The following is a 20,373-nucleotide window of genomic DNA, read 5'->3' on the forward strand; positions in this document are numbered from 1 at the left end:
CTCAAGGGCCACCGATCCGTTTGCCGACGCTCTCGACCTCGTCGAGGTGCGCATGCAGCCGCTTCTCGATTCGCTTGGCAACCAGAATGACGAGATAGACGATGGCGAGATAGAAGGCAGCTGCCGTGGCGAAGGCCTCGTAGAAGGCGAAATTGCGCGACGCGATGACCCGTGCCACGCCGGTGATGTCCATCACCGTGATGATCGAGACCAGGGAGGTCGCCTGGATCTGATAGACGATTTCGTTGGTGTAGGCCGGCCAGGCCGCCGCCAGCGCCCGGGGCAAGACGACCAGTCGCAGGCGCTGAAGCGGCGAGAGGCCCAGCGCCATGGCGGCCTCGACCTCGCCGTGCGGGACGGCCAGCAGGGCGCCCCGGACGATTTCGGAGCTGTAGGCGCCGGTATTGAGCGACAGGGTCAGAACGGCGCAGAACCAGGGCTCGCGGAACAGCGACCACAGGCCGAGGCTCTCGAGGCCCTGCCGGAACTGGCCGCTGCCGTAGTAGATCAGGAAGATCTGGGCGAGCAGCGGCGTGCCGCGGAAGAAGAACACGTAGGCCGTTGCCGGCCAGAAGGCCTCGGCCCTGCGCGAGAGGCGCATCAGCGCGATGGGCACGGCCAGGATCGCCCCGAACAGGCAGCTCGCCGCCGTGTACTGGAGCGTGATGAGGGCGCCGTTCGCGAAGGCGCCGAGGTGATCGGCGAGGAACGCCAGCATCACAGCCTGCCGCCGACGACGCCGCGGCTGGCCCAGCCTTCGGCCCGCGCCTGCCCCCACATGGAAGCCAGCGTGATGGCGAGGTAGATCAGGCAGGCGACGAGGAAGAAGGTGAAGGGCATGCGCGTGGCCCGCGCCGCCACGTCGGCATTGCGCATCAGCTCGGGCAACTGGATGACCGAGATCAGCGCGGTCGCCTTGACCAGCACCATCCAGACGTTGCCGAGTCCCGGCAGCGCATAGCGGAAGAGCTGCGGCAGGATGACGAGACGGAGCGCCGCCAGCCGGCTCAGCCCGAGCACGGCCGCCGCCTCGTGCTGGCCCGCCGGCACGTTCAGGTAGGCGGCCCGGAAGACCTCGCTGGCGAAGGCGCCGTAGATGAAGGTTATCGTGGCGATCCCGGCAGCGAAGGGATTGATGCTGACGACGACCTTGTGCCCGAAGGTCGCGGCGAGGTCCTGCACCAGCGTCGGCGCGCCGTAGTAGACGAGCAGAAGCAGCACCAGCTCCGGGATGCCGCGCACGACGGTCGTGTAGGCTTCGACGAGGAGCGACAGGGCCCCGCAGCGGCCGAGCCTGGCCAGCGCCGCGACCATTCCGACGACGCTGGCACCGACCATCGAGACGACGGAGACCATGACCGTCAGCTGGACGCCGTCCCACAGCAGCCAGCCGTAGCCCTTCAGGTCCAGCATCGGCGCCGGCCGGCGAAGCGGTCGCGGGGGGCGGCTAGCCCCCGTAGACGTCGAAGCCGAACCACTTGGTGGAGAGCTTTTTGTAGACGCCGTTGGCACGGAGCTTGGCGATCGCGCCCGAGAAGGCCTTCGCGATGTACGCGTCCTCCTTGCGCACGCCGACGCCGGCACCGTAGCCGAACCACGTGGAGCCGGTGTACTCGGGCCCGCGGAACTCGAAGCCGGCTCCGTCGGGCTTCTTCAGGAAGCCTTCCGATGCCGCGACGACATCGCCCATCAGAGCGTCGATGCGGCCGGACTTCAGGTCGAGATAGGCCTCGTCCATCGTCGCGTAGACCCTGAGGTCGATGCCCGGGAACCGGTCGCGCAGGAAGCGCTCGAAGCTGGTCGCCCGCTGCGTCCCGACGACGGCCCCCTTCATGCCTTCCGGCGTGATCTTCAGATCGCTCGACTTCGGCACCACGAAGCGCGCCGGCACCTGGTAGTACTTGTCGGAAAAGGCGATCCGCTGGCGGCGCTCGTCGGTGATGTAGAGCGACGCGATGATCGCGTCGTACTTCTGCGAAAGCAGGCCCGGAATCAGTCCGTCCCAATCCTGGACGACGAACTCGCAGGTCACCTTCATCTCGTCGCACATGGCCCGCGCCAGATCGATTTCGAAGCCCTGCACCTTGCCCTGGTCGTCGAGGTAGTTGAACGGCGGATAGGCCCCCTCGGTCGCGATCTTCAGAGGATCGGGCAGTTGCTGCGCGGCAGCAGGAGCGACGAGGAGAAGCGAAGCCAAGAGCAGGTAGGCGGCGGCGCGCATGAGGTGGCTCCCTGTGTTCATTATTGTATGCAATGATGCATGTAATTCCTGGGCCGTCAACGCTTCCCTGGCTCTCCTCCGGTTCCGGCGGACGCGGACCGCGCCCGGGGGCGCCGCCGGCAGCCGGCAATCCGCGCGGTCCGCGAGGTACCGAAGGGGGAACCGGCCGCGCCACGGCGCCGGGAATCGGCGGCAAGGCGCCGCGTCGCAATGGTCAACAGGGCGGATCGCTTGTGGCCGCTCGGCGCTCTCGCCTATAGTCCAGCCCGCGATTCCGGTTCAGCACAGCACGGGACAGTCCGAAGCCGCCATGTGGCGCCGATTCCTTACCGCCCTCCGTCTTCCGCTGCTCGCCGTCCTGCTCGCCGCCGCGCTCGCCGGCTGCTCGGGCAAGGAGAAGCCGACCTATGTCGAGGAGCCGCCGGAACAGCTGTACAACAAGGCGCTCAGCGAGCTGCTGGCCGGCGACTACGAGAAGTCGGCCAAGAGCTTCGACGAGGTCGAGCGCCAGCACCCCTATTCGGTCTGGGCCTCGCGGGCCCAGCTCATGTCGGCCTACGCCTTCTACCAGGGCGACAAGTACGACGACGCGATCAACGCCCTCGACCGCTTCATCCAGCTGAACCCCGGCAGCCGCGACATCGCCTATGCCTATTACCTGAAGGCGATCTGCTACTATGAGCAGATCTCCGACGTCGGCCGCGACCAGAAGAACACGATCGACGCGCTGGACTCGCTCAAGGAGGTGGTGCGCCGCTTCCCGGAGTCGCGCTACGCCCGCGACGCCCAGCTGAAGATCGACCTGGCGCGCGACCACCTGGCCGGCAAGGACATGGAGATCGGCCGCTACTACGAGAGCCACGGCGAGTACCTGGCGGCGATCAACCGCTTCCAGACGGTCATCAAGGACTACCAGACCACGACCCACGTGCCGGAGGCGCTGCACCGCCTGGTCGAGTGCTACCTGGCGCTCGGCGTCTACAAGGAAGCCGAGGCGACCGCCGCCGTGCTCGGCTACAACTTCCCCGGCAGCGAGTGGTACCAGGATTCCTACGCGCTGCTGACCGGCAAGGACCTGAGGCCGGCCGATCACGAGGGCTCCTGGATCTCGCAGGTCTGGCACACGGTCTTCTGACGGCGGGCGCGGCCATGCTGGTCAGCCTGTCGATCCGCAACGTCGTCCTGATCGAGCGGCTCGATCTCGAGTTCGGCCGTGGCCTGACCGTGCTGACCGGCGAGACCGGCGCCGGCAAGTCGATCCTGCTCGATGCCCTGGGGCTGGCGCTCGGCGCGCGCGCCGAATCCGGCCTGCTGCGCCACGGCGCCGAGCAGGCCAGCGTCACCGCCGCCTTCTCCCTGCCCGCCGACCACCCGAGCCAGAGGCTGCTGCGCGAGCAGGACCTGGAGCCCGAGGAAGGCGCCCTGGTGCTGCGCCGGGTGCTCGGCCCCGATGGCCGCAGCCGCGCCTTCGTCAACGACCAGCCGGCCTCGGTCGGCCTGCTGCGCAGCCTCGGCGACCTGCTGGTCGAGGTGCAGGGCCAGTTCGAGCAGCGCGGCCTGCTCGACGCCGCCAGCCACCGCGGCCTGCTCGACGCCTTCGCCGGGCTGGAGGCGACGGTCGAGGCGCTGCGCCGGCGCCACGAGGCCTGGCGGGCCGCCGCCGCCGCCGAGACCGAGGCGCGCGACGAGCTGGAGGCCGCGCGCCGCGACGAGGCCTACCTGCGCCATGCCCTGGAGGAGCTCGACGCCCTGGCCGCCGAGCCGGGCGAGGAGGAGCGGCTGGCCGAGGAGCGCGCCTTCCTGATGAACGCCGAGAAGCTGGCCGAGGCGCTGCAGGGCGCGACCGACCAGCTGGCCGGCAACGGCAGCGCGGGAGCGGCCTCTGCCGTCGCCGCCGCCCAGCGCACCCTGGAGCGCCTCGCCGACAAGGCGGGCAGGCGCCTGGAGGCCGCGCTCGGCGCGCTCGACCGCGCCGCCGCCGAGCTGGCCGAGGCTGAGAGCCTGCTGGCCGCCGCCGCCGCCGACCTGGAGTTCGAGCCGGGCCGCCTGGAGGCGATCGACGAGCGCTTCTTCGCGCTCAAGGACCTGGCCCGCAAGCACGGCTGCTCGGTCGCCGAGCTGCCGGCCCTGCAGCTGGCCCTGCGCGAGCGCCTGACGGCGATCGACACCGGCACGGAGCACCTGGAGAGCCTGGCCCGGGCGACCGCCGAGGCCGAGCGCGCCTACCGGGCCGAAGCCGAGGCGCTAAGCGCCAGGCGGCGTGGCGCGGCCGGCCGGCTCGACGCCGCGATCAACCGCGAGCTGCCGCCGCTCAAGCTCGACAAGGCGCGCTTCTCGACCGGCCTGGAGCCGCTGGCGCGCGAGGACTGGGGCCCGGCCGGCGCCGAGCGCGTCGCCTTCACCGTCTCGACCAATCCCGGCGCGCCGCCGGGGCCGCTGGCCAAGATCGCCTCGGGCGGCGAGCTGTCGCGCTTCCTGCTGGCGCTCAAGGTCGTGCTGGCCGGCGTCTCGCCGGTCGCGACCCTGGTCTTCGACGAGGTCGACAGCGGCATCGGCGGCGCCACGGCGGCGGCGGTCGGCGAGCGCCTGGCGCGGCTCGCCGCCGAGCGCCAGATCCTGGTCGTGACCCACAGCCCGCAGGTCGCCGCGCGCGGCCTCAGCCACTGGGTCGTGCAGAAGGACGCAGACCGGGCCGGCGCGCGCACGCGGGTCGCGCCGCTCGACGCCGCCGGCCGCACCGAGGAGGTGGCGCGCATGCTGTCGGGCGCCCAGATCACCGAGGAGGCCCGACGGGCGGCCGAGAAACTGATGACGGGTGCGGCATGAGCTGGAAGCCGGAAAGCTTCGACAATCCGGTCGAGATGCTGTCGCGCGCGGCGGCCAGGAAGGAGCTGAAGTGGCTGGCCGAGGAGATCGCCCGCCACGACCGGCTCTACTACCAGAACGACGCGCCGGAGATCTCCGACGCCGACTACGACGCGCTGCGCCGGCGCAACGAGGCGCTGGAGGCGCGCTTTCCCGACCTCAAGCGAGCCGACAGCCCGAGCGAGCGGGTCGGCGCCGAGGCCGCCGCCGGCTTCCGCAAGGTCCGGCACCGCGTGCCGATGCTGTCGCTCGGCAACGCCTTCGACGAGGCGGACGTGCGCGACTTCGTGGCCCGCGTGCGCCGCTTCCTCAGCCTCGGCGAGGAGGCGCCCCTGGCCTTCGTCGCCGAGCCGAAGATCGACGGCCTGTCGATCTCGCTGCGCTACGAGAAGGGCCTCTTCGTCCAGGGCGCGACGCGCGGCGACGGCAGCGAGGGCGAGGACGTCACCGAGAACCTGCGGACCATCGGCGAGATCCCGGATCGTCTGGACGGCGAGGTCCCCGAAGTCTTCGAGGTGCGCGGCGAGGTCTACATGACCAAGTCGGACTTCCTGGCGATGAACGAGCGCCAGGAGCAGGCCGGCAGGAAGGTCTTCGCCAACCCGCGCAACGCCGCCGCCGGCTCGCTGCGCCAGCTCGATCCGGAGATCACCCGCTCGCGGCCGCTGCGCTGCTTCCTCTACGCCGCCGGCGAGCTCTCCGAGCCGGTCGCGAAGACGCATTGGGAGTATCTCGCCTACCTGCGCGACAAGGGCTTCAGCACCAACCCGCTGGCCGAGCGCTGCGACGGCGCCGAGGCGATCCTCGAGGTCTACCGGGCGATCGGCCGGCAGCGCGCCGAGCTCGACTACGACATCGACGGCGTCGTCTACAAGGTCGACCGCTACGACCTGCAGGAGCGGCTCGGCTTCGTCAGCCGCGCGCCGCGCTGGGCGATCGCCCACAAGTTCGCCGCCGAGCGCGCCGAGACGGTGCTGGAGAGGATCGGCATCCAGGTCGGCCGCACCGGCGTGCTCACCCCCGTCGCGCACCTGACGCCGGTCACGGTCGGCGGCGTCGTCGTGCAGCGCGCGACGCTGCACAATCAGGACGAGATCCGGCGCAAGGACGTGCGCGAGGGCGACCGGGTCGTCGTGCAGCGCGCCGGCGACGTGATCCCGCAGATCGTCGAGGTCGTCGACGACGGCCACCACGCCGAGCGGCCGGAGTACGCCTTCCCGGCCCGCTGCCCCTGCCCGCTCGCGACCGAGGTCGTGCGGCCCGAGGGCGAGGCGGCCAGCCGCTGCAGCGGCGAGCTGGCCTGCCCGCACCAGCAGCTCCGGCGCCTGATCCACTTCGTCAGCCGCGACGCCTTCGACGTCGACGGCCTGGGCGAGAAGCAGGTCCAGGCCTTCTTCGAGAAGGGCCTGGTCAGGACGCCGCCGGACATCTTCGACCTGGAGGCGCAGGACAGCACGAAGGAGCTGCCGCTCGCCGAATGGGAGGGCTGGGGCGAGAGGTCGGCCGGCAACCTGTTCCGCGCCATCGAGGCGCGCCGCACGATCCCGCTCGACCGCTTCGTCTACGCCCTGGGCATCCGCCAGATCGGCCAGGCGACCGCCAGGCTGCTGGCGCGCAGCTACGGCACGCTGGAGCAGTGGCACGCGCGCATGCAGGCGGCCGCCGAGGAGCGCCGCGAGAAGCCGGAGGAGAAGAAGCCCGAGCTGGTCGGCGAGGCCTATGCCGAGCTCTGCAACCTCTCCGGCATCGGCCTGTCGATGGCCGACGACATCGTCGGCTTCTTCTCCGAGGCCCACAACCTCGAGGTCCTGAAGGCCCTGGAAGAGCGGCTGACCGTCGAGGCGGTCGAGGCGCCGAGCGGCGGCGACTCGCCGCTGGCCGGCAAGACCATCGTCTTCACCGGCTCGCTGGAGACCATGAGCCGCGGCGAGGCCAAGGCACGCGCCGAGGCGCTGGGCGCCAAGGTCACCGGCTCGGTCTCCAAGAGCACCGACTTCGTGGTGATCGGCGCCGACGCCGGCTCCAAGGCCAGGAAGGCCGCCGAGCTGGGGGTCCAGACCCTCAGCGAGGCGGACTGGGCGACGCTGCTGGAGCAGGCCCGGTGAGCGGCCGGCGAGCGGGTGGCACGCCGCGCCGGCCGAGCCGCCCGGGCGTCTACCTGCTGGAGCCCGAGGGCGGCCTCGCCCTGGTCCATGCCTACAGCGACGAGGCGCTCGACTATTCCCTGGAGGACCTGCCGGAGCTGCTCGGCTACGGCCGCTGGGACGAGGACGAGCCGCCGCGGCTGACCCTCGAGGAACGCGAGATCCGGGCGCTCGCGACCGAGGCCGTCGCGCGCTCCTTCGACCTGGAGGAAGGCCTGGTGACGCTCTGCCAGGACCTGCGCGAAGCGGTTCGAGGCCGCGGCCAGGAAAGCTACGTGCTCCTGGACTATCCCTGACGGTTCCGGCGCCGACAACTTCGAGGAATCCCCGATGAGCCAGCACGCCGCCGTCCTCTTCGCCAACGAGGCCTTCTACCTGGCCTTCCGCAACCGCGATTCCGAGGCCATGGAGGCGCTCTGGGCCGAGGGCGCGACGGTCGCCTGCATCCATCCGGGCTGGCAGGCCGTGGTCGGCCGCGAGGCCGTGCTGGAAAGCTGGCGGGCGATCCTCGGCGGCCAGCACGCCCCGGTGGTCCGGCTGCGCGGCGCCCGTGCGACCCTGACCGGCGAGGTCGGCATCGTGCTCTGCTACGAGGAGATCGAGGGCTCGGACAGCCTGCTGGTCGCGACCAACCTGTTCCTGCGCGAGGACGGGGCATGGCGGCTGATCCACCACCAGGCCGGCCCGACCCCGCTGCGCCCCGACCAGGTCGAGGACCCGGAGGCCGAGGCCCCGCTGCAGTAGGCGGGCCTCAGGCCCGCGGTCCCCGGGCCGGCGGCCTGTGCGCCGGCCCCTTGAGCTCGACCGTGTTGCCGGCCGGGTCGCGGACGTAGACCGACGGCCCGTCGCCCTCGGCGCCGTAGCGCTCGCCGGCCTCGACGACCTCGATGCCGGCGGCGGCCAGGTGGGCGCGCAGGGCCGGCTCGTCGAAGGGCTCGATGCGCAGGCAGAGGTGGTCGAGGTTGCGGCCCTCGGCACCGGGCGCCGCTCCGCCGGCCCGGCCGAGCTTGCCCTCGACCGTCACGAGATCGATCAGCGAGCGGCCGGCGCGGATCTGGGTCAGGCCGAGCTCCGTCTGCTCCTTCTCGACCGCCAGGCCCAGCACGCCGCAATAGAAGGCCAGCACCGCCTCGCGGTCGGCGACCCGCAGCACGACGTGGTCGAGGCCCAGGATCTCGAAGCCCGGTCCGGTCATGGCGCGTTCTCCTCCGCTCGCTTTCGCCTCGACCCTAGCCGAGCGCCGGGCCCGACGGAAGCGAGGAGCTGCCGCCCTCCCCGCTTGCACGGGCCCTCGCCTCCGCTATGCTGCCGGCCGACGCGACAGGCGCCCCTGTGGCGGAACCGGTAGACGCGCGCGACTCAAAATCGCGTTCCGAAAGGAGTGGGGGTTCGAGTCCCTCCAGGGGCACCAGTCGATCTTCAAGATATTGATTTATAACAGTTTTCCTGTAGAGTTGCGCCCCACCCTCTCGGCAATGGGCCCGCTCGCGCCGACAAGATGCAACCGGACAGCGTGTGGGGGAGCGGCCCGCCGCCTGCCGGTGCCGATCCGGATCCCGGGAAGTCCGGTTTCGAGACCGATCTCAATGACCCGGCCGACCGCAGGCGCCGTCTCCATTTCCTCGACGGAACCGCGCTCGGCTCAAGTGCCGCCATCGAGCGGCAAGGCACCGGCTGCGCAGGGCTCCGACGTTGCGGACCGGCGGCCACCGACGAGCCGCCAGACCGCGCCGGGCCAGCAGATCGCGGTCAGCAGCGCCGCCAGCCCCGCCAGCCCGGGCAGCAGGCGCAGGGCAAGCAGCGGCGGGGCCCACCAGCCGGCGTCGAAGCGCCATTCGACGCGGCTCTTGCCCGGCGGCACCGACACGGCCTTGAAGGCGCCATAGGCCCGGTAGGTCGGTGCGGCCGCGCCCTCGACCGTCGCGCTCCAGCCCGGATCGTAGGCGTCGGCATAGACCAGCCAGACCGGATCGGGCGAGGGATTGTCGACCGCGAGCTCGATGCGGTCGGCCGAATAGCCCGTCAGTCGCACGCTGCCGGCGGTCGGCGGCAGTCCCTGTACGACCGGCGGCGCCGGCCTGCCCTCGAGCGGGCCCAGGATCACCGTGCGGTCCAGCGCCGGCGTCCCGCGGATCAGCTGCTCGCGCTGCTCGACGGAACCGGCGACGACGGCATTGGGAACGAGCCGGAACTTCGGGCTGCCGCAGCCGAGCACCGTCATCAGCGCCTCGTCGTGCCATGGCACCTCGGACCCGACGGCTCCGGGCACGATATGGCCGCCGCGCAGCGTGATCAGACGCGCCGGGCCGCCGGCCAGGTAGTGCACGCGTGCGACGGGGAAGCAGCGGTCGAAGCCGAGCAGCGTCTCGTAGAGCGCATAGTTGGTGCTCCTGAGCGCGCGGGCATGCTCGGCGAAGCCGGCGATGACCCGCGCCGCCGTCGCGTCGCTCGGCGCCCGTTCCCGCTCAAGCGGCAGCGACGGAGGCCGCGGCCGGAAGGCCGCGAGGATCGCGGGATCGTCGGTGCGGTCCCATTGCCACTGCTGGAAGGCCTGCCACTGGTAGGAGGCAAGGTCGAAGACGACGGCGGCGACCAGCAGCGCCGCGAGAACGCGCGGGCGGGCGGGCCCGCGCCGGATCAGCAGGCAGGCGGCGAGACCGGCCAGGCCGTAGGCGGCGACCCGCAGGTAGGACAGGTAGGCGGCCAGCACCGCTCCGCCCTGCAGCGGCGGCGCCCCGAGACCGAAGTCCGAAAGGATCGACGGATCCGCGGCACGCAGCACCGGCCCCGCGACGGCATCGACCAGGGCCGCCAGCCCGAGCCAGGCCAGGAGCAACGGCCAGGGCCGGAGCCATCGCGGGCCTCGCGGCGCCGCGAGGCCGGCGACCATGCGGTCGAAGGCGAAGCCGGCGAGCAGCGCCAGGAACACCTTGAGGATCGGAAAGAGATGCTGAAGGTGCCGGAAGTACTGCATCGCCGGGACGTGGAACATTGCCACCGCCGCCTCGCTGGCATTGGTCAGCAGCAGCACGACGAAGGCACCGAGGGCGAGCGCCCGCAGGATCTTCCCGTCGAGCAAGAACACGGCGGCCAGCGCGCCGACGAGCGGCAGCAGCCCGAAGTAGGACGGCCACTGGGCGGTCGGCGTCCAGCCCAGCACGAAGGCCTGCGCGACGGCGTCGAGCGTCGGCGACACGCTGTAGTGGAGGAAGGCGCGCAGGGCGACGGAGGCGGCGTCGCCGCGCGAGGGGGCGACGAGGTCGAACCCTTCCAGGGCGTGGGCCAGCAGCAGGCCGACGGCCGCCAGCAGCAGGACGCAGAGCAGGAAGGCGGCGGTTGCGCCAAGCGAGGGACGGCTCAGGAAGACCCCGGGCGAGGGATGCTGGAGCAACAGCGCGACGGTGATCGCGCCGAAGCAGAGCGCCGTCGCCGCGCCGAGGTAGGGAATGGTCACGCTGACGGAGAGTGCCGCGCCGCTCAGCCAGAGCCAGGACCAGGAGGCGCTCCGCCAGAAGCGGAGCAGACACAGCAGGGCGAGCGGCAGGAACGCGATCGCGTAGAGGTTGAAGGTCGGCACGAAGAACCAGAATACCGCCGCCGCCGACAGGCAGGGTACCAGCACCGCGGCGATCCGCGTCCGGTAGAGCGTCAGGGCGAGGTAGTAGAGCGAGACCGCGAAGAAGACCCGCTCTGCGGCGAGCGAGAGATAGAGCAGGTGCGGCGAGTCGTGCCAGCCCGTGGCCCAGCCGAGCAGGCCGAGGGCATAGGCGAAGGACGGCAGCGGGAACTGCAGGATGCCGGTGCGGATGCCGTAGAAGACCAGCGGGTCCCACTGCGGCACCGCATGGTCGTGGAGCAGCCCGGAATAGAGGTAGTCGAAGTAGCTCAGCGCCTCGAGCAGGTCGTGGCTGGCGTAGTAGTGGGGCAGCAGGATCGGCAGGTCGAGGAGCAGCGCCACGGCGGCGACCAGGACGATGTCGCGCCGCCTGGGCGACAGCGGCTCCGGCGCCGCGCCCCCGTTCACCGGCGCGCCCGCACGCCGCGGCGCTCGACAGCGGGGTCGACGACGACTGCGGCAGGGTTCGGATGCCTGTCGGCGGAGCGCATGAGGAACTCGTTCGGTTCGGTCGGTGGCGGTGGCACCGGTCGCCCGGCGCAGCGCCCATCGCGCGACATGCTTAGCCGCCGCCGCACGGCGCTTCAACCGGACCTGTCGCGGGTCGCGCTTTACCGCCCGCGGAAAAACGGGCAGTCCTTGCGGGAACCCCGCCCGGTCGGGGACCGCTCTCGCGACAGGCGGCAAGGTGGAAGACGCTTCGTCCCGTATTGGCGGCCTTTCGGTCGTCGTTCCCGTCTACAACAGCGCGTCGACGCTGCGGGACCTCGCAGAGCGACTCGACCGCACGTTCGCGCCGCGCCGCTTTCCGCTCGAGCTCGTCCTGGTCAACGACGGCAGCGAGGACGCAAGCTGGCAGGCGGTCGGCGACCTGGCGCGACGATTCGACTGGGTGCGCGGCGTGGACCTGGCACGCAACGTCGGCCAGCACAACGCGCTGCTCTGCGGCATCCGGCAGGCGCGCCATCCGGTGATCGTGACGATCGACGACGACCTGCAGCATCCGCCCGAGGAGATCCCGACCCTGCTGGCCGCGCTGGGCGACGACATCGACCTGGTCTACGGCCAGCCGGCCCGGCACCGGCACCCCTTCTGGCGGATCGCGGCCTCCTGGCTGCTCGGCCGGCTGGCGCGGGTCGACAGACCCAGCGGCCCGACGCGCTTCTCGGCCTTCCGGGCGTTCCGGACGCGGCTGCGCGAGGCCTTCTCGGGCCATCGCACCCCCTTCGTGTCGATCGACGTCCTGCTGAGCTGGAGCACGTCGCGCATCGCCACCGTCGCGATCGAGCATCGTCCGCGCGCCGCCGGCCGCTCGAGCTACAACCTGCGCAAGCTGGTCGACCTGGCACTGGACACGCTGCTCGGCTTCGGCTCGCCATCGCCCTGGCTCATGGCCGGCCTCGGCCTGGCCTGCGCGGCGGCGGGCGCCGCCGGCCTCGGCGCTGCCTGGGCGGGGATCCTCGTCGCGGGCGGTCGCGGGGTCGGGCTGCTCGAGCTGTCGGCCGTCGCCGCCCTCTTCGCCGGGTTGCAGCTCTGCCTGCTCGCCTGGTTCGGCCACTATCTCGGCCGGCTCTACGCCGTGGCGATCGGCCGGCCGCCCTACGTGGTCGCCAGGACGACCGACGAGGCGCTGGCCGGGCAGGACTGACGGCATGGACGGCACGCAGACCCAAGCCCATCGCATTCCCTTCAACCGGGTCGCCTGCCTGGGCCGCGAGCGCGACTATCTGGCCGACGCCGTCGCGAGCGGCAGGATCGGCGGCGGCGGCCCCTATTCGGCGCGCGTGCGTGCCACTCTCGAACGCGCGCTCGGCGTGCCGCTGGCACTGCCGACGACCTCCTGCAGCGACGCCCTGGAGATGGCGTCGGTCCTGCTCGGCATCGGCCCTGGCGACGAGGTCGTCGTGCCCTCCTTCGCCTTCGTCACGGTCGCCGGCGCCTTCGCCCTGCGGGGCGCGCGCATCGTCTTCGCCGACGTCCGTCCCGACACCCTCTGCCTCGACGAGGAGCGGCTCGCCGAGCGCATCGGTCCGCGCACCAGGGCCGTCGTCGCGCTGCACTACGGCGGCGTCGCCTGCGAGATGGACGCCGTCCTGGGGCTCGCGGCACGCCACGGCCTCGCCGTGGTCGAGGACCTGGCGCACGGCCCCTTCGCCAGCTACCGGGGCCGGCCGCTCGGCAGCTTCGGCGCGCTCGCCTGCCTCTCCTTCCACGAGACCAAGAACTTCAGCTGCGGCGAGGGCGGTGCGCTGCTGGTCAACGACCCGGCGCTGGCCCGGCGCGCCGAGATCGTCCACGAGAAGGGCACCGACCGGACGCGCTTCCTGGCCGGCGCCGTCGACAAGTACAGCTGGCGCGACCTCGGCGGCAGCTACGGCCTCAGCGACCTGCAGGCGGCCTTCCTGCTCGGCCAGCTCGAGCAGCGCGAGACCGTGCGCGACCGGCGCGCCCGCCTCTGGCGGCGCTACGACGCCGGCCTGGCGGCCTGGGCCGAGGCGCACGGCGTCGCCCGGCCGGCCGTGCCGGCGCACAGCGGCCCGCCGGACCACCTCTACTTCCTGGTGATGCCGAGCGCCGCCGACCGCGACGGCCTGATCGAGCACCTGGGCCGCCGCGGTATCCTCGCCGTCTTCCACTACGTGCCGCTGCACCTCTCGGAGATGGGGCGGCGCTACGGTGGCCGGCCCGGCGACTGCCCGCAGGCCGAGCGCGCCGGCGCCCGCCTGCTGCGCCTGCCGTTCTTCACCACCCTCTCCGACGCCGAGCAGGACGAGGTGATCGACGCCGTCACGGACTACGTCCCCCGCCCGGCAGGAAGCGGCCGCTGCGGTGCCGACTAGCCCGGCCATGACCCCCGGCAGGCGCCTGCTGTTCCACGGCATCCTGGTCCTGGGCGTGCTGGCGGCAACCCTGGCGATTGCGCTCGCCTACTACACCTGGCGGGCCTTCGACGATCCCTTCCCGCACCTGCCGATCCGGGTCGCCGGCGACTTTCCCCTGTCCCAGGACCCGGAGCTCGGCTTCACAGGTCGCGCCAACGGCCGGACCCACTGGCTCGACCCCCGCTCCGGGCTGGACTTCCATCTCTACCTCGACGGCCGCCGGGCCCGGGTCGACCGCCCGGGCCAGCGGACCGCCCCCGAGGTCGAGGTCATGACGATCGGCGGCTCCTTCGCCTTCGGCTACGGCGTCGAGAACGAGCAGACCTTCACCTCGATCCTGGCGCGCGAGGCCGCGCTCGGCCCGGTCGCCAACCTCGCCTACCCGAGCTACGGCACGGTGCAGGCCCTGCAGGTCTGGCGGCGCGACCGGGACCTGCATCCCCGGACGGTGATCTACGCGATCATCGCGGACCACCTGCGGCGCAATCTCTCGCCCTGCGCCCCGAGCATCTCCGCCTACTGCCTGCCGGTCGCGTCGGTCACCTTCGACGCGGCGACCGGCAAGCCGTCGATCGCACCGCCGTCGCTGCGGGGCAGCATACCCGCCGGGCTGCGCGGGCGCTTCCTCAGGGAAGTCGTGTTCACCGACCACGTCGGCCCGGCGGACGTCCTGTGGAAGGCGCGCATGGACCTGCAGCGCATCGCCACGCTCGGCACCTTCCGCTACGAGGACACGCCGGCGCGGCGCCAGGCGGCCGCCGACTTCCTGCTCGGCGCCCTGGCGGCCGAGGTGTCGGGGTCCGGCGCCCGGCTGCTGGTCGTCTACATTCCCGAGACCAACCGGCGCGGGGTCCTGACGCCGCCGAGCGACGCCCTGCGGGCTGCCCTCGCCGGCAAGCCGCTCTCGTTCCTCGACCTGACGCCGGAGATCGAGCGCTACCAGCAGGTCGCGGGGCGCCCGCCGCTGTTCATACCGGGCAACTGGCATCCCTCGCCGGCCGGCCATCGCCTGATCGCCGACGCGATCCGGCGGACCTGGTTCAGCGAAGCGGAGCCGCCGCCCCCGCCTGACGGCGGTACCCCGCGATGAACGCGGCGGGGCGCGATCGCGCCGACGGCGGGCGACGGTCCCGTCGGGCCCGGCTGCGCGGCTGGATCGTCAATCTGCTCCTGGTGGTCCTGTCGATCGCCATCACCTGCCTGGCCTGCGAAGGCATCGCCCGCCTGGCGATAGCGCCGCGCAGTTCGGGCATCGGCCTCGGCATCCTCGACGCGCGCTTCCATGCGCGGCATCCCGTTCGCGGCGCAGAGCCGGTCTCGGCGGGGGGCCCGGGCGACCGGCCGCGCATCCTCTTCCTCGGCGACAGCTTCACCGAAGGCCAGGGCGTCGATCCGGCGCAGACCTTCCCGGCGCGCGTGGCCGCCGCCCTGGGCGATGGCTACGCGGTCGAGACCTCCGCCAGGTCGGGGGCGGATACCCGGGACGAGCGCGCCCTCCTGGCATCGGTCCTCCTGCGCTCCCGTTCGCCGACGGCGCTGGTCGTCCATCAGTATTTCGGCAACGACATCGCCTACCTGAGCAGCGGGCCCCAGGTCCCGCGTCCGGGATGGCTCGGCCGGCAGCTGCTCGCGCTGTCCGAGGTCTCCTACCTCGCCGACTATCTCTATCAGCCGATCTTCCTCAGGTCGTTCGGCCCCGCCTACGTGAAAGGCCTGTTCCGCGCTTATCGCGACGACCGGCGGCTCGCGACCCATCTGCGAGACCTCGACCAGCTCTGGACCACCGCGCGCGGCGCCGGCTCGGCCGTGCTCTTCGTGGTCTTTCCCTTCCTCAACAGCCACGTCCTGGAAGGGGTCCCGCTGTTCGAGCTGTCGAGGCAGGCCTACATCGCGCCGCTGGCCGACCACTTTCTCGCGACCTGCCGGCCGGGCGACGGGCTGCTCGACGTGGCGGCGCTGATCGGCGCCCAGCCGGATGCCGCCGAGATGAGCCGCTGGACCGCCAACGCCGTCGACCCGCACCCCTCGGCGGCCCTGCACGCGCTGGTCGCACAACAGATCGTCGCCTTCGTGACCGGCCGGCCGGATCGGGTCGTGGCCTGCCCGCGACAGGCTCCGGTCAGGCTCCGGCGGTCGCCGCCTGCTTCAGACCGCGGCGCTTCTTGATCATGCGCACCAGGGCAGCGGACAGCTTGGTCTTGCCCTCCGAGCGGAGGATCTCCAGCAGCAGGTCCCAGGCGCGCACCGGACGGCGTCCGAAGCTGACCAGGTAGAACAGCGCGATGCCGGTCAGGCACAGGAACTGCAGCTGCCGGTCGCTGAAGTTCCGCGCGACCGACCTGATCTGGCTGAAGTTGTAGGAGGCGAGCCCGAAGAAGAACTGGTCGTTGATGGTGATCTTCCCCTCGTCGAGCAGACGCTGGAACAGCGCGGAGCCGGGATAGGGCGTGAAGGGGAAGAAGCCGACGTCGTGGGCGCCCCGCCAGGCGGCACGCGCCGCCATCTTGTAGCTGGCCAGGATGTCGCTCAGGCTGTCGTCCGGGAAGCCGCACACGAAGTTCATCTTCACGCCGAGCCCGGAGTCGACGGAGAAGCCGATCGAGCGCAGCATCGCCTCGCGGTCGACCTTCTTCTTGATGTCGGTCAGGACCTGGGTCGAGCCGCTCTCGGCCGCGTAGGTGACGTAGGTGCATCCGGCCTGCTTCATCAGGCGCGTGACCTCCTCGTCGATCATCTCGGAGCGGGTCGTGATGAGCTGCCAGGTGACCCCGAGCCTGCGCTCGATCATCATGTTGCAGAACTCGATGATCCAGGAGCGCTTGACGATCGTCGTCAGGTCGAAGAAGTCGACATTGGTGATGTTGTAGGTGCGGGCGTTGTGCTCGATCTCGGCGACCACGTCCTCGGCCGGCCGGGCCCGCCAGAGCTTGCCCCACATCACCGGGTTCGAGCAGAAGGTGCACTCGTAGGGACAGCCCCGGCTGGCGATGATCGGCATGGTCCGGCCGTATTCGAGGCCGGCGGTGACGTTGTTCAGGTAGTTCTCGACCGGCAGCATGTCCCAGGCCGGCCAGGGCAGGCTCACGAGCTCGCGCTCGCGCGCCCGGGGCGGGGCGACCCGGTACTCGCCGTCGCGCAGGAAGGCGACGCCGGTGACGGTCTCCGGATCGCCGCCCCGCTCCAGCGTGTGCAGCAGCTCCGCCGTCGTGTGCTCGCCCTCGCCGAGCACCACGAAGTCGAGTTCCGGCGTGTCGCGCAGGCAGTATTCGGGCATCGCGGTCGCATGCTCTCCGCCGATGATCAGGACCGCATCGGGGAAGCGCCGGCGCACCGCCTGGATCAGGCGCCGGGAGATGACCCAGCCGACCGAGAACATGCAGGAGACGCCGATGACGTCCACGTCGGCGGGAATCCGCGCCACGGTCTCCTCGTCCGGGATGCCGCGCTGCACGCCATCGGGCAGGTCGGGCAGCGGGCTGAAGGCGTCGATGTCCTCGCCGACCGCGTCGACGAAGGAGACCTCGAAGCCCTCCTGGCGCAGATGCGCCGCCAGATAGGCGATGCCGAGCGGCAGGATGATCTCGATGCCGATGGCACCGGCGGTCGTGACGAGACCGGGACGAATCAAGCAGATCTTCAAGGGGTCATCCTCCGTCATTGCGCGATCGTGCCCGCGCATCTTCCAGCACATCCATATCCCGGCAGTCCCCGCCGTGCCCGGCCAGATAGGACTGCTCCAGGTCGAGCAGGTCCCGGTGCCTGGCCTTCAGCCGCCGTGCCGGCACGCCGAAGTAGATCGACCAGGGCAGGGTCGTCTTGGTGACCAGAGACATCGCGTAGACCGCCGTGCCTTCGGAGAGCGTCACGCCGGGAACCACGACGCTGTTCGCGCCGACGATGCAGTGTCGGGCGAGGTGCACCGGCTTGCAGGTTTCCCGCCGGAACGCCAGCGGCACGGTCGAATTGCTCAGGAACCGGCCGCTGTAGTCCTCCGACTGCGCGAAGACCTGGCAGCCGTAGGCGAGCGTCGAGAAATCGTCGATGACGACGCCGGTCCGGCCGCCGGCGACGTTGCAGTACACGGTCAGCAGGACGTTGCGGCCGAGGGTCACCCGCCCCGAGACGACGCAGAAGTCGTCGATCCGCGTGTTGTCGCCGATCTCGATGAGGTGCGGATCGTAGAGCACGGCGCGGCTGCTGATCCGGACGTTGTGTCCGAGCTTCGCGAGCCCCAGGGCGGCCAGCGCCTCCGGTTCCAGATAGGCCATTGTCCCGATGTCGATCCAAACGGTCGCCCCACTTTCCAAGGCCGAACATTCTGACACGCGGAATCGGAAAATAACAACGACCGCCCGTCTTCCGACGCTCCTGCTCACGCCGGACGGCGAATCGGCGACAGTCGGCCGCACCGCGCGATTCGCCGGCATTCCAACGAGACCGGTAGAGGCTGCTTGCCCGGTGTGCGGAAGCCAGCGGTCGCTCCGCCGCACCATCCCCGGCGCGACGAGCTGTTCCCCCGGTCCATGGCCTCTGCCGGCAGGTCCGCCGCACTCCCTCCTATCAAGCCGCAGCATAGGGCGCTAAGAAGGCGACGCGATCCGCGACACCGCATCCCATCGGCAAGGACGGCACGGCATGGCCTCCACCCTGGAGGAAAGACTCTATCGCTCGATGAAGCGGATCCGCCGCTTCGAGGAAGTGACGGCGGAGATCTACCCCTCCGACAGGATCAAGAGCCCGATCCACCTGGCCATCGGCCAGGAGCAGGCGGCGGTCGCCGTCTGCGACCTGCTCGAGGAAGGCGACTGGGTCGGCGGGTCCTATCGCAGCCATGCCATGTACCTCGCCAAGGGCGGCTCGATGGCGGAGATCATGGCGGAGATGTACGGCAAGGCGACCGGCTGCTGCGGCGGCAAGGGCGGCTCGATGCATGTCATCTCCACGGCGGCCGGGGTGATCGGCTCGAGCGCCGTCGTGGCCTCGCAGATCCCCGTGGCAGCGGGCTATGCGCTGGCGGCCAGGCAGGCGGGGCGCGGACGCGTGGTGGCGGTGTTCCTCGGCGACGGCGCGACCGAGGAAGGCTGCTTCTACGAGACGCTCAACTTCGCCGCCCTGCGCCGGCTGCCGCTGCTGTTCGTGGTCGAGAACAACGGCCTCGCGATCCACGAGCCGCTGGCCAAGCGACGCGCCGTCCCCGACGGCATCTGCCGGGTCGCCGAGGCATTGGGCGTGCCGTCGACGCGGATCGCGGACGGCGGGCTCCACGCGATCCGCGACGCCGCCGAGGCCGCCGTCTCGGCCTTGCGCGCCGGGACCGGGCCGCAGCTGATCGAGGCCCTGGTCCACCGCCGGCGCCAGCACGTCGGGCCGGACGAGGACTACGACCAGGGCTACCGCTCACGCGCCGAGGCCGAGCCCTGGATCGAGTCCGATCCGCTGCCGCGTCTCGCGGCACGGCTGGCGGCGGAGCCGCGGCGGCGGATCGACGCCGAGATCGAGGCCGAGATCGCGGCGGCGGTCCGCTTCGCCGAGGACAGCCCGCCACCGGCACCGGAGGGGTTGTTCGCCGATGTCTACGCCTGAGCCGCGCGTGCTGCGCTACGTCGAGGCCCTGCGGGAGGCCACCGACCTGGCGATGGCCGCGGATCCGTCGGTCTTCCTGTTCGGCCTCGACGTCGACGATCACCTCGGCATCCAGGGCTCGACCAAGGGCCTGCAGCAGAAGTACGGGCCGGACAGGGTGTTCACCACGCCGCTCTCCGAGGACGCCATGACCGGCCTCGCGATCGGCGCCGCCATGGCGGGCCTGCGGCCGATCCACGTGCACATCCGCATGGATTTCCTGCTGCTCTGCATGAACCAGCTGGTCAACATCGCGGCCAAGGCCCGCTACATGTGGGGCGGCCAGGTCTCGGTGCCGCTGGTCGTGCGCTCGATGATCGGCAAGTCCTGGGGACAGGGCGCCCAGCACAGCCAGGGCCTGCACGCGCTGTTCATGCACGTGCCGGGACTCAAGGTCGTCGCGCCGGCGAACGCCCACGACGCCAAGGGCTGCCTGCTCGCCGCGATCGCCGACGACAACCCGGTGATCTTCATGGAGCACCGGCTGCTCTATCCGACGGAGACGCCTGTGCCGGAGGGGGCCTATGCCGTCCCGCCCGGGCGGGCCCGGCTCTGCACGCGCGGCGACGACGTCACGATCGTCGGCGTGTCGAACATGGTGCAGGAGGCGGTTCGGGCGGCGGCGCTGCTCGCCGAGGCCGGAATCGCGGCCGAGGTCGTCGACCCGGTCTGGCTGCGCCCGCTGGATGTTGACACGATCGTCGAATCGGCGAGCCGGACCGGGCGGCTGCTGGTCGTCGACAACGGCTGGACGACGTGCGGCGCCTCGGCCGAGATCGTCGCCGCCGTCGTCGAGCGCACCTCCGAGACGGCGGGTATCCGGATCCGCCGGCTCGGCTTCGCCGACACGACCTGCCCGACCAGCCCCTGGCTGGAAGCCGACTTCTACCCGACGCCCCGGCGCATCGCGGAGGCGGCGGCGACCCTCGTGCACCCGGAACGGCCACCGCGGCTGCCCGAGGCGACGCGGTCAGCCTCGATCCAGTTCAGGGGGCCGTTCTGATGCACAGCAGCAGGGGCGGC

The 20,373-nt window shown here is 71.4% G+C and carries 18 protein-coding genes and 1 tRNA gene; 12 read left to right on the forward strand and 7 right to left on the reverse strand.

What is annotated here, in order from left to right:
- Position 1 precedes the first annotated feature (1 nt).
- Genes B9O00_RS25795 through B9O00_RS25805 form a run of 3 tightly spaced genes read right to left on the reverse strand, consistent with a single transcriptional unit; the run spans position 2 to position 2,221 of the window.
- Positions 2–718 carry an ABC transporter permease gene (locus B9O00_RS25795; RefSeq protein WP_085125600.1) on the reverse strand — a complete coding sequence of 239 codons (717 nt, stop codon included), beginning with the start codon at positions 716–718 and terminating at the stop codon, positions 2–4.
- Positions 718–1,413 (reverse strand): ABC transporter permease, encoded by a 696-nt coding sequence (locus B9O00_RS25800; RefSeq protein ID WP_085125601.1) that lies wholly within the window; start codon positions 1,411–1,413, stop codon positions 718–720. The genes B9O00_RS25795 and B9O00_RS25800 overlap by 1 nt, the downstream gene beginning before the upstream one ends.
- 34 nt (positions 1,414–1,447) lie before the next feature.
- Entirely contained in the window at positions 1,448–2,221 is a 774-nt protein-coding gene (locus B9O00_RS25805) for a transporter substrate-binding domain-containing protein (RefSeq protein ID WP_200808664.1), read from the reverse strand.
- A 310-nt stretch (positions 2,222–2,531) separates the two neighbouring features.
- Here B9O00_RS25805 and B9O00_RS25810 point away from each other — a divergent pair, with 310 nt between their 5' ends.
- From B9O00_RS25810 to B9O00_RS25830, 5 genes are read left to right on the forward strand one after another with little or no spacing between them, the layout of a single operon-like run.
- On the forward strand, positions 2,532–3,356 hold the full coding sequence (locus B9O00_RS25810; protein ID WP_085125603.1) for an outer membrane protein assembly factor BamD: 825 nt from the start codon (positions 2,532–2,534) through the stop codon (positions 3,354–3,356).
- 14 nt (positions 3,357–3,370) lie between these two features.
- Positions 3,371–5,047 (forward strand): DNA repair protein RecN, encoded by a 1,677-nt coding sequence (gene recN, locus B9O00_RS25815; RefSeq protein ID WP_085125604.1) that lies wholly within the window; start codon positions 3,371–3,373, stop codon positions 5,045–5,047.
- Entirely contained in the window at positions 5,044–7,191 is a 2,148-nt protein-coding gene (ligA, locus tag B9O00_RS25820) for an NAD-dependent DNA ligase LigA (protein ID WP_085125605.1), read from the forward strand. Before recN ends, ligA begins: the two co-directional genes overlap by 4 nt.
- Complete coding sequence (locus B9O00_RS25825) at positions 7,188–7,526, forward strand: hypothetical protein (protein ID WP_085125606.1); 339 nt, start codon at positions 7,188–7,190, stop codon at positions 7,524–7,526. Before ligA ends, B9O00_RS25825 begins: the two co-directional genes overlap by 4 nt.
- Before the next feature lie 34 nt (positions 7,527–7,560).
- Positions 7,561–7,974: a nuclear transport factor 2 family protein gene (locus B9O00_RS25830; protein ID WP_085125607.1), complete on the forward strand. Its 414-nt coding sequence runs from the start codon at positions 7,561–7,563 to the stop codon at positions 7,972–7,974.
- Positions 7,975–7,981: 7 nt separating this feature from the next.
- Here B9O00_RS25830 and B9O00_RS25835 read toward each other — a convergent pair whose 3' ends face one another.
- Positions 7,982–8,425 (reverse strand): VOC family protein, encoded by a 444-nt coding sequence (locus tag B9O00_RS25835; RefSeq protein ID WP_085125608.1) that lies wholly within the window; start codon positions 8,423–8,425, stop codon positions 7,982–7,984.
- A 131-nt stretch (positions 8,426–8,556) separates the two neighbouring features.
- Here B9O00_RS25835 and B9O00_RS25840 point away from each other — a divergent pair.
- A tRNA-Leu gene (locus B9O00_RS25840) sits at positions 8,557–8,641 on the forward strand.
- A gap of 231 nt (positions 8,642–8,872) precedes the next feature.
- Here B9O00_RS25840 and B9O00_RS25845 read toward each other — a convergent pair.
- Positions 8,873–11,254, reverse strand: coding sequence for a putative glycosyltransferase family protein (locus B9O00_RS25845; protein ID WP_085125609.1), 2,382 nt, complete (start codon positions 11,252–11,254; stop codon positions 8,873–8,875).
- A gap of 280 nt (positions 11,255–11,534) precedes the next feature.
- On the opposite strand from B9O00_RS25845, the gene B9O00_RS25850 reads away from it, so the two are divergent.
- Genes B9O00_RS25850 through B9O00_RS25865 form a run of 4 tightly spaced genes read left to right on the forward strand, consistent with a single transcriptional unit; the run spans position 11,535 to position 15,894 of the window.
- Complete coding sequence (locus B9O00_RS25850) at positions 11,535–12,494, forward strand: glycosyltransferase family 2 protein (protein ID WP_159460333.1); 960 nt, start codon at positions 11,535–11,537, stop codon at positions 12,492–12,494.
- Positions 12,495–12,498: 4 nt separating this feature from the next.
- Positions 12,499–13,686, forward strand: a complete 1,188-nt coding sequence (gene rffA, locus B9O00_RS25855) for a dTDP-4-amino-4,6-dideoxygalactose transaminase (RefSeq protein ID WP_085125611.1) — start codon at positions 12,499–12,501, stop codon at positions 13,684–13,686.
- Between the two features lie 7 nt (positions 13,687–13,693).
- Positions 13,694–14,818 carry an SGNH/GDSL hydrolase family protein gene (locus B9O00_RS25860; RefSeq protein ID WP_085125612.1) on the forward strand — a complete coding sequence of 375 codons (1,125 nt, stop codon included), beginning with the start codon at positions 13,694–13,696 and terminating at the stop codon, positions 14,816–14,818.
- Positions 14,815–15,894 (forward strand): SGNH/GDSL hydrolase family protein, encoded by a 1,080-nt coding sequence (locus tag B9O00_RS25865; RefSeq protein ID WP_085125613.1) that lies wholly within the window; start codon positions 14,815–14,817, stop codon positions 15,892–15,894. The genes B9O00_RS25860 and B9O00_RS25865 overlap by 4 nt, the downstream gene beginning before the upstream one ends.
- On the opposite strand, the gene B9O00_RS25870 is transcribed toward B9O00_RS25865, so the two are convergent.
- Positions 15,848–17,368 (reverse strand): B12-binding domain-containing radical SAM protein, encoded by a 1,521-nt coding sequence (locus tag B9O00_RS25870; protein WP_159460334.1) that lies wholly within the window; start codon positions 17,366–17,368, stop codon positions 15,848–15,850. The genes B9O00_RS25865 and B9O00_RS25870 overlap by 47 nt on opposite strands.
- A 4-nt stretch (positions 17,369–17,372) precedes the next feature.
- Positions 17,373–18,035 (reverse strand): acyltransferase, encoded by a 663-nt coding sequence (locus B9O00_RS25875; RefSeq protein WP_200808665.1) that lies wholly within the window; start codon positions 18,033–18,035, stop codon positions 17,373–17,375.
- A 328-nt stretch (positions 18,036–18,363) separates the two neighbouring features.
- Between B9O00_RS25875 and B9O00_RS25880 the strand changes: the two genes are divergently transcribed.
- Together B9O00_RS25880 and B9O00_RS25885 are read left to right on the forward strand one after the other, a co-directional pair.
- The gene (locus B9O00_RS25880; RefSeq protein ID WP_085125616.1) at positions 18,364–19,311 is read left to right on the forward strand and encodes a thiamine pyrophosphate-dependent dehydrogenase E1 component subunit alpha; all 948 of its coding nucleotides are present in this window, start codon (positions 18,364–18,366) and stop codon (positions 19,309–19,311) included.
- Positions 19,298–20,353, forward strand: coding sequence for an alpha-ketoacid dehydrogenase subunit beta (locus B9O00_RS25885; protein WP_085125617.1), 1,056 nt, complete (start codon positions 19,298–19,300; stop codon positions 20,351–20,353). The genes B9O00_RS25880 and B9O00_RS25885 overlap by 14 nt, the downstream gene beginning before the upstream one ends.
- Positions 20,354–20,373: the final 20 nt, after the last annotated feature.

The sequence above is a fragment of the Tistlia consotensis USBA 355 genome, from assembly GCF_900177295.1.
GTDB classification, from domain to species: domain Bacteria; phylum Pseudomonadota; class Alphaproteobacteria; order Kiloniellales; family DSM-21159; genus Tistlia; species Tistlia consotensis.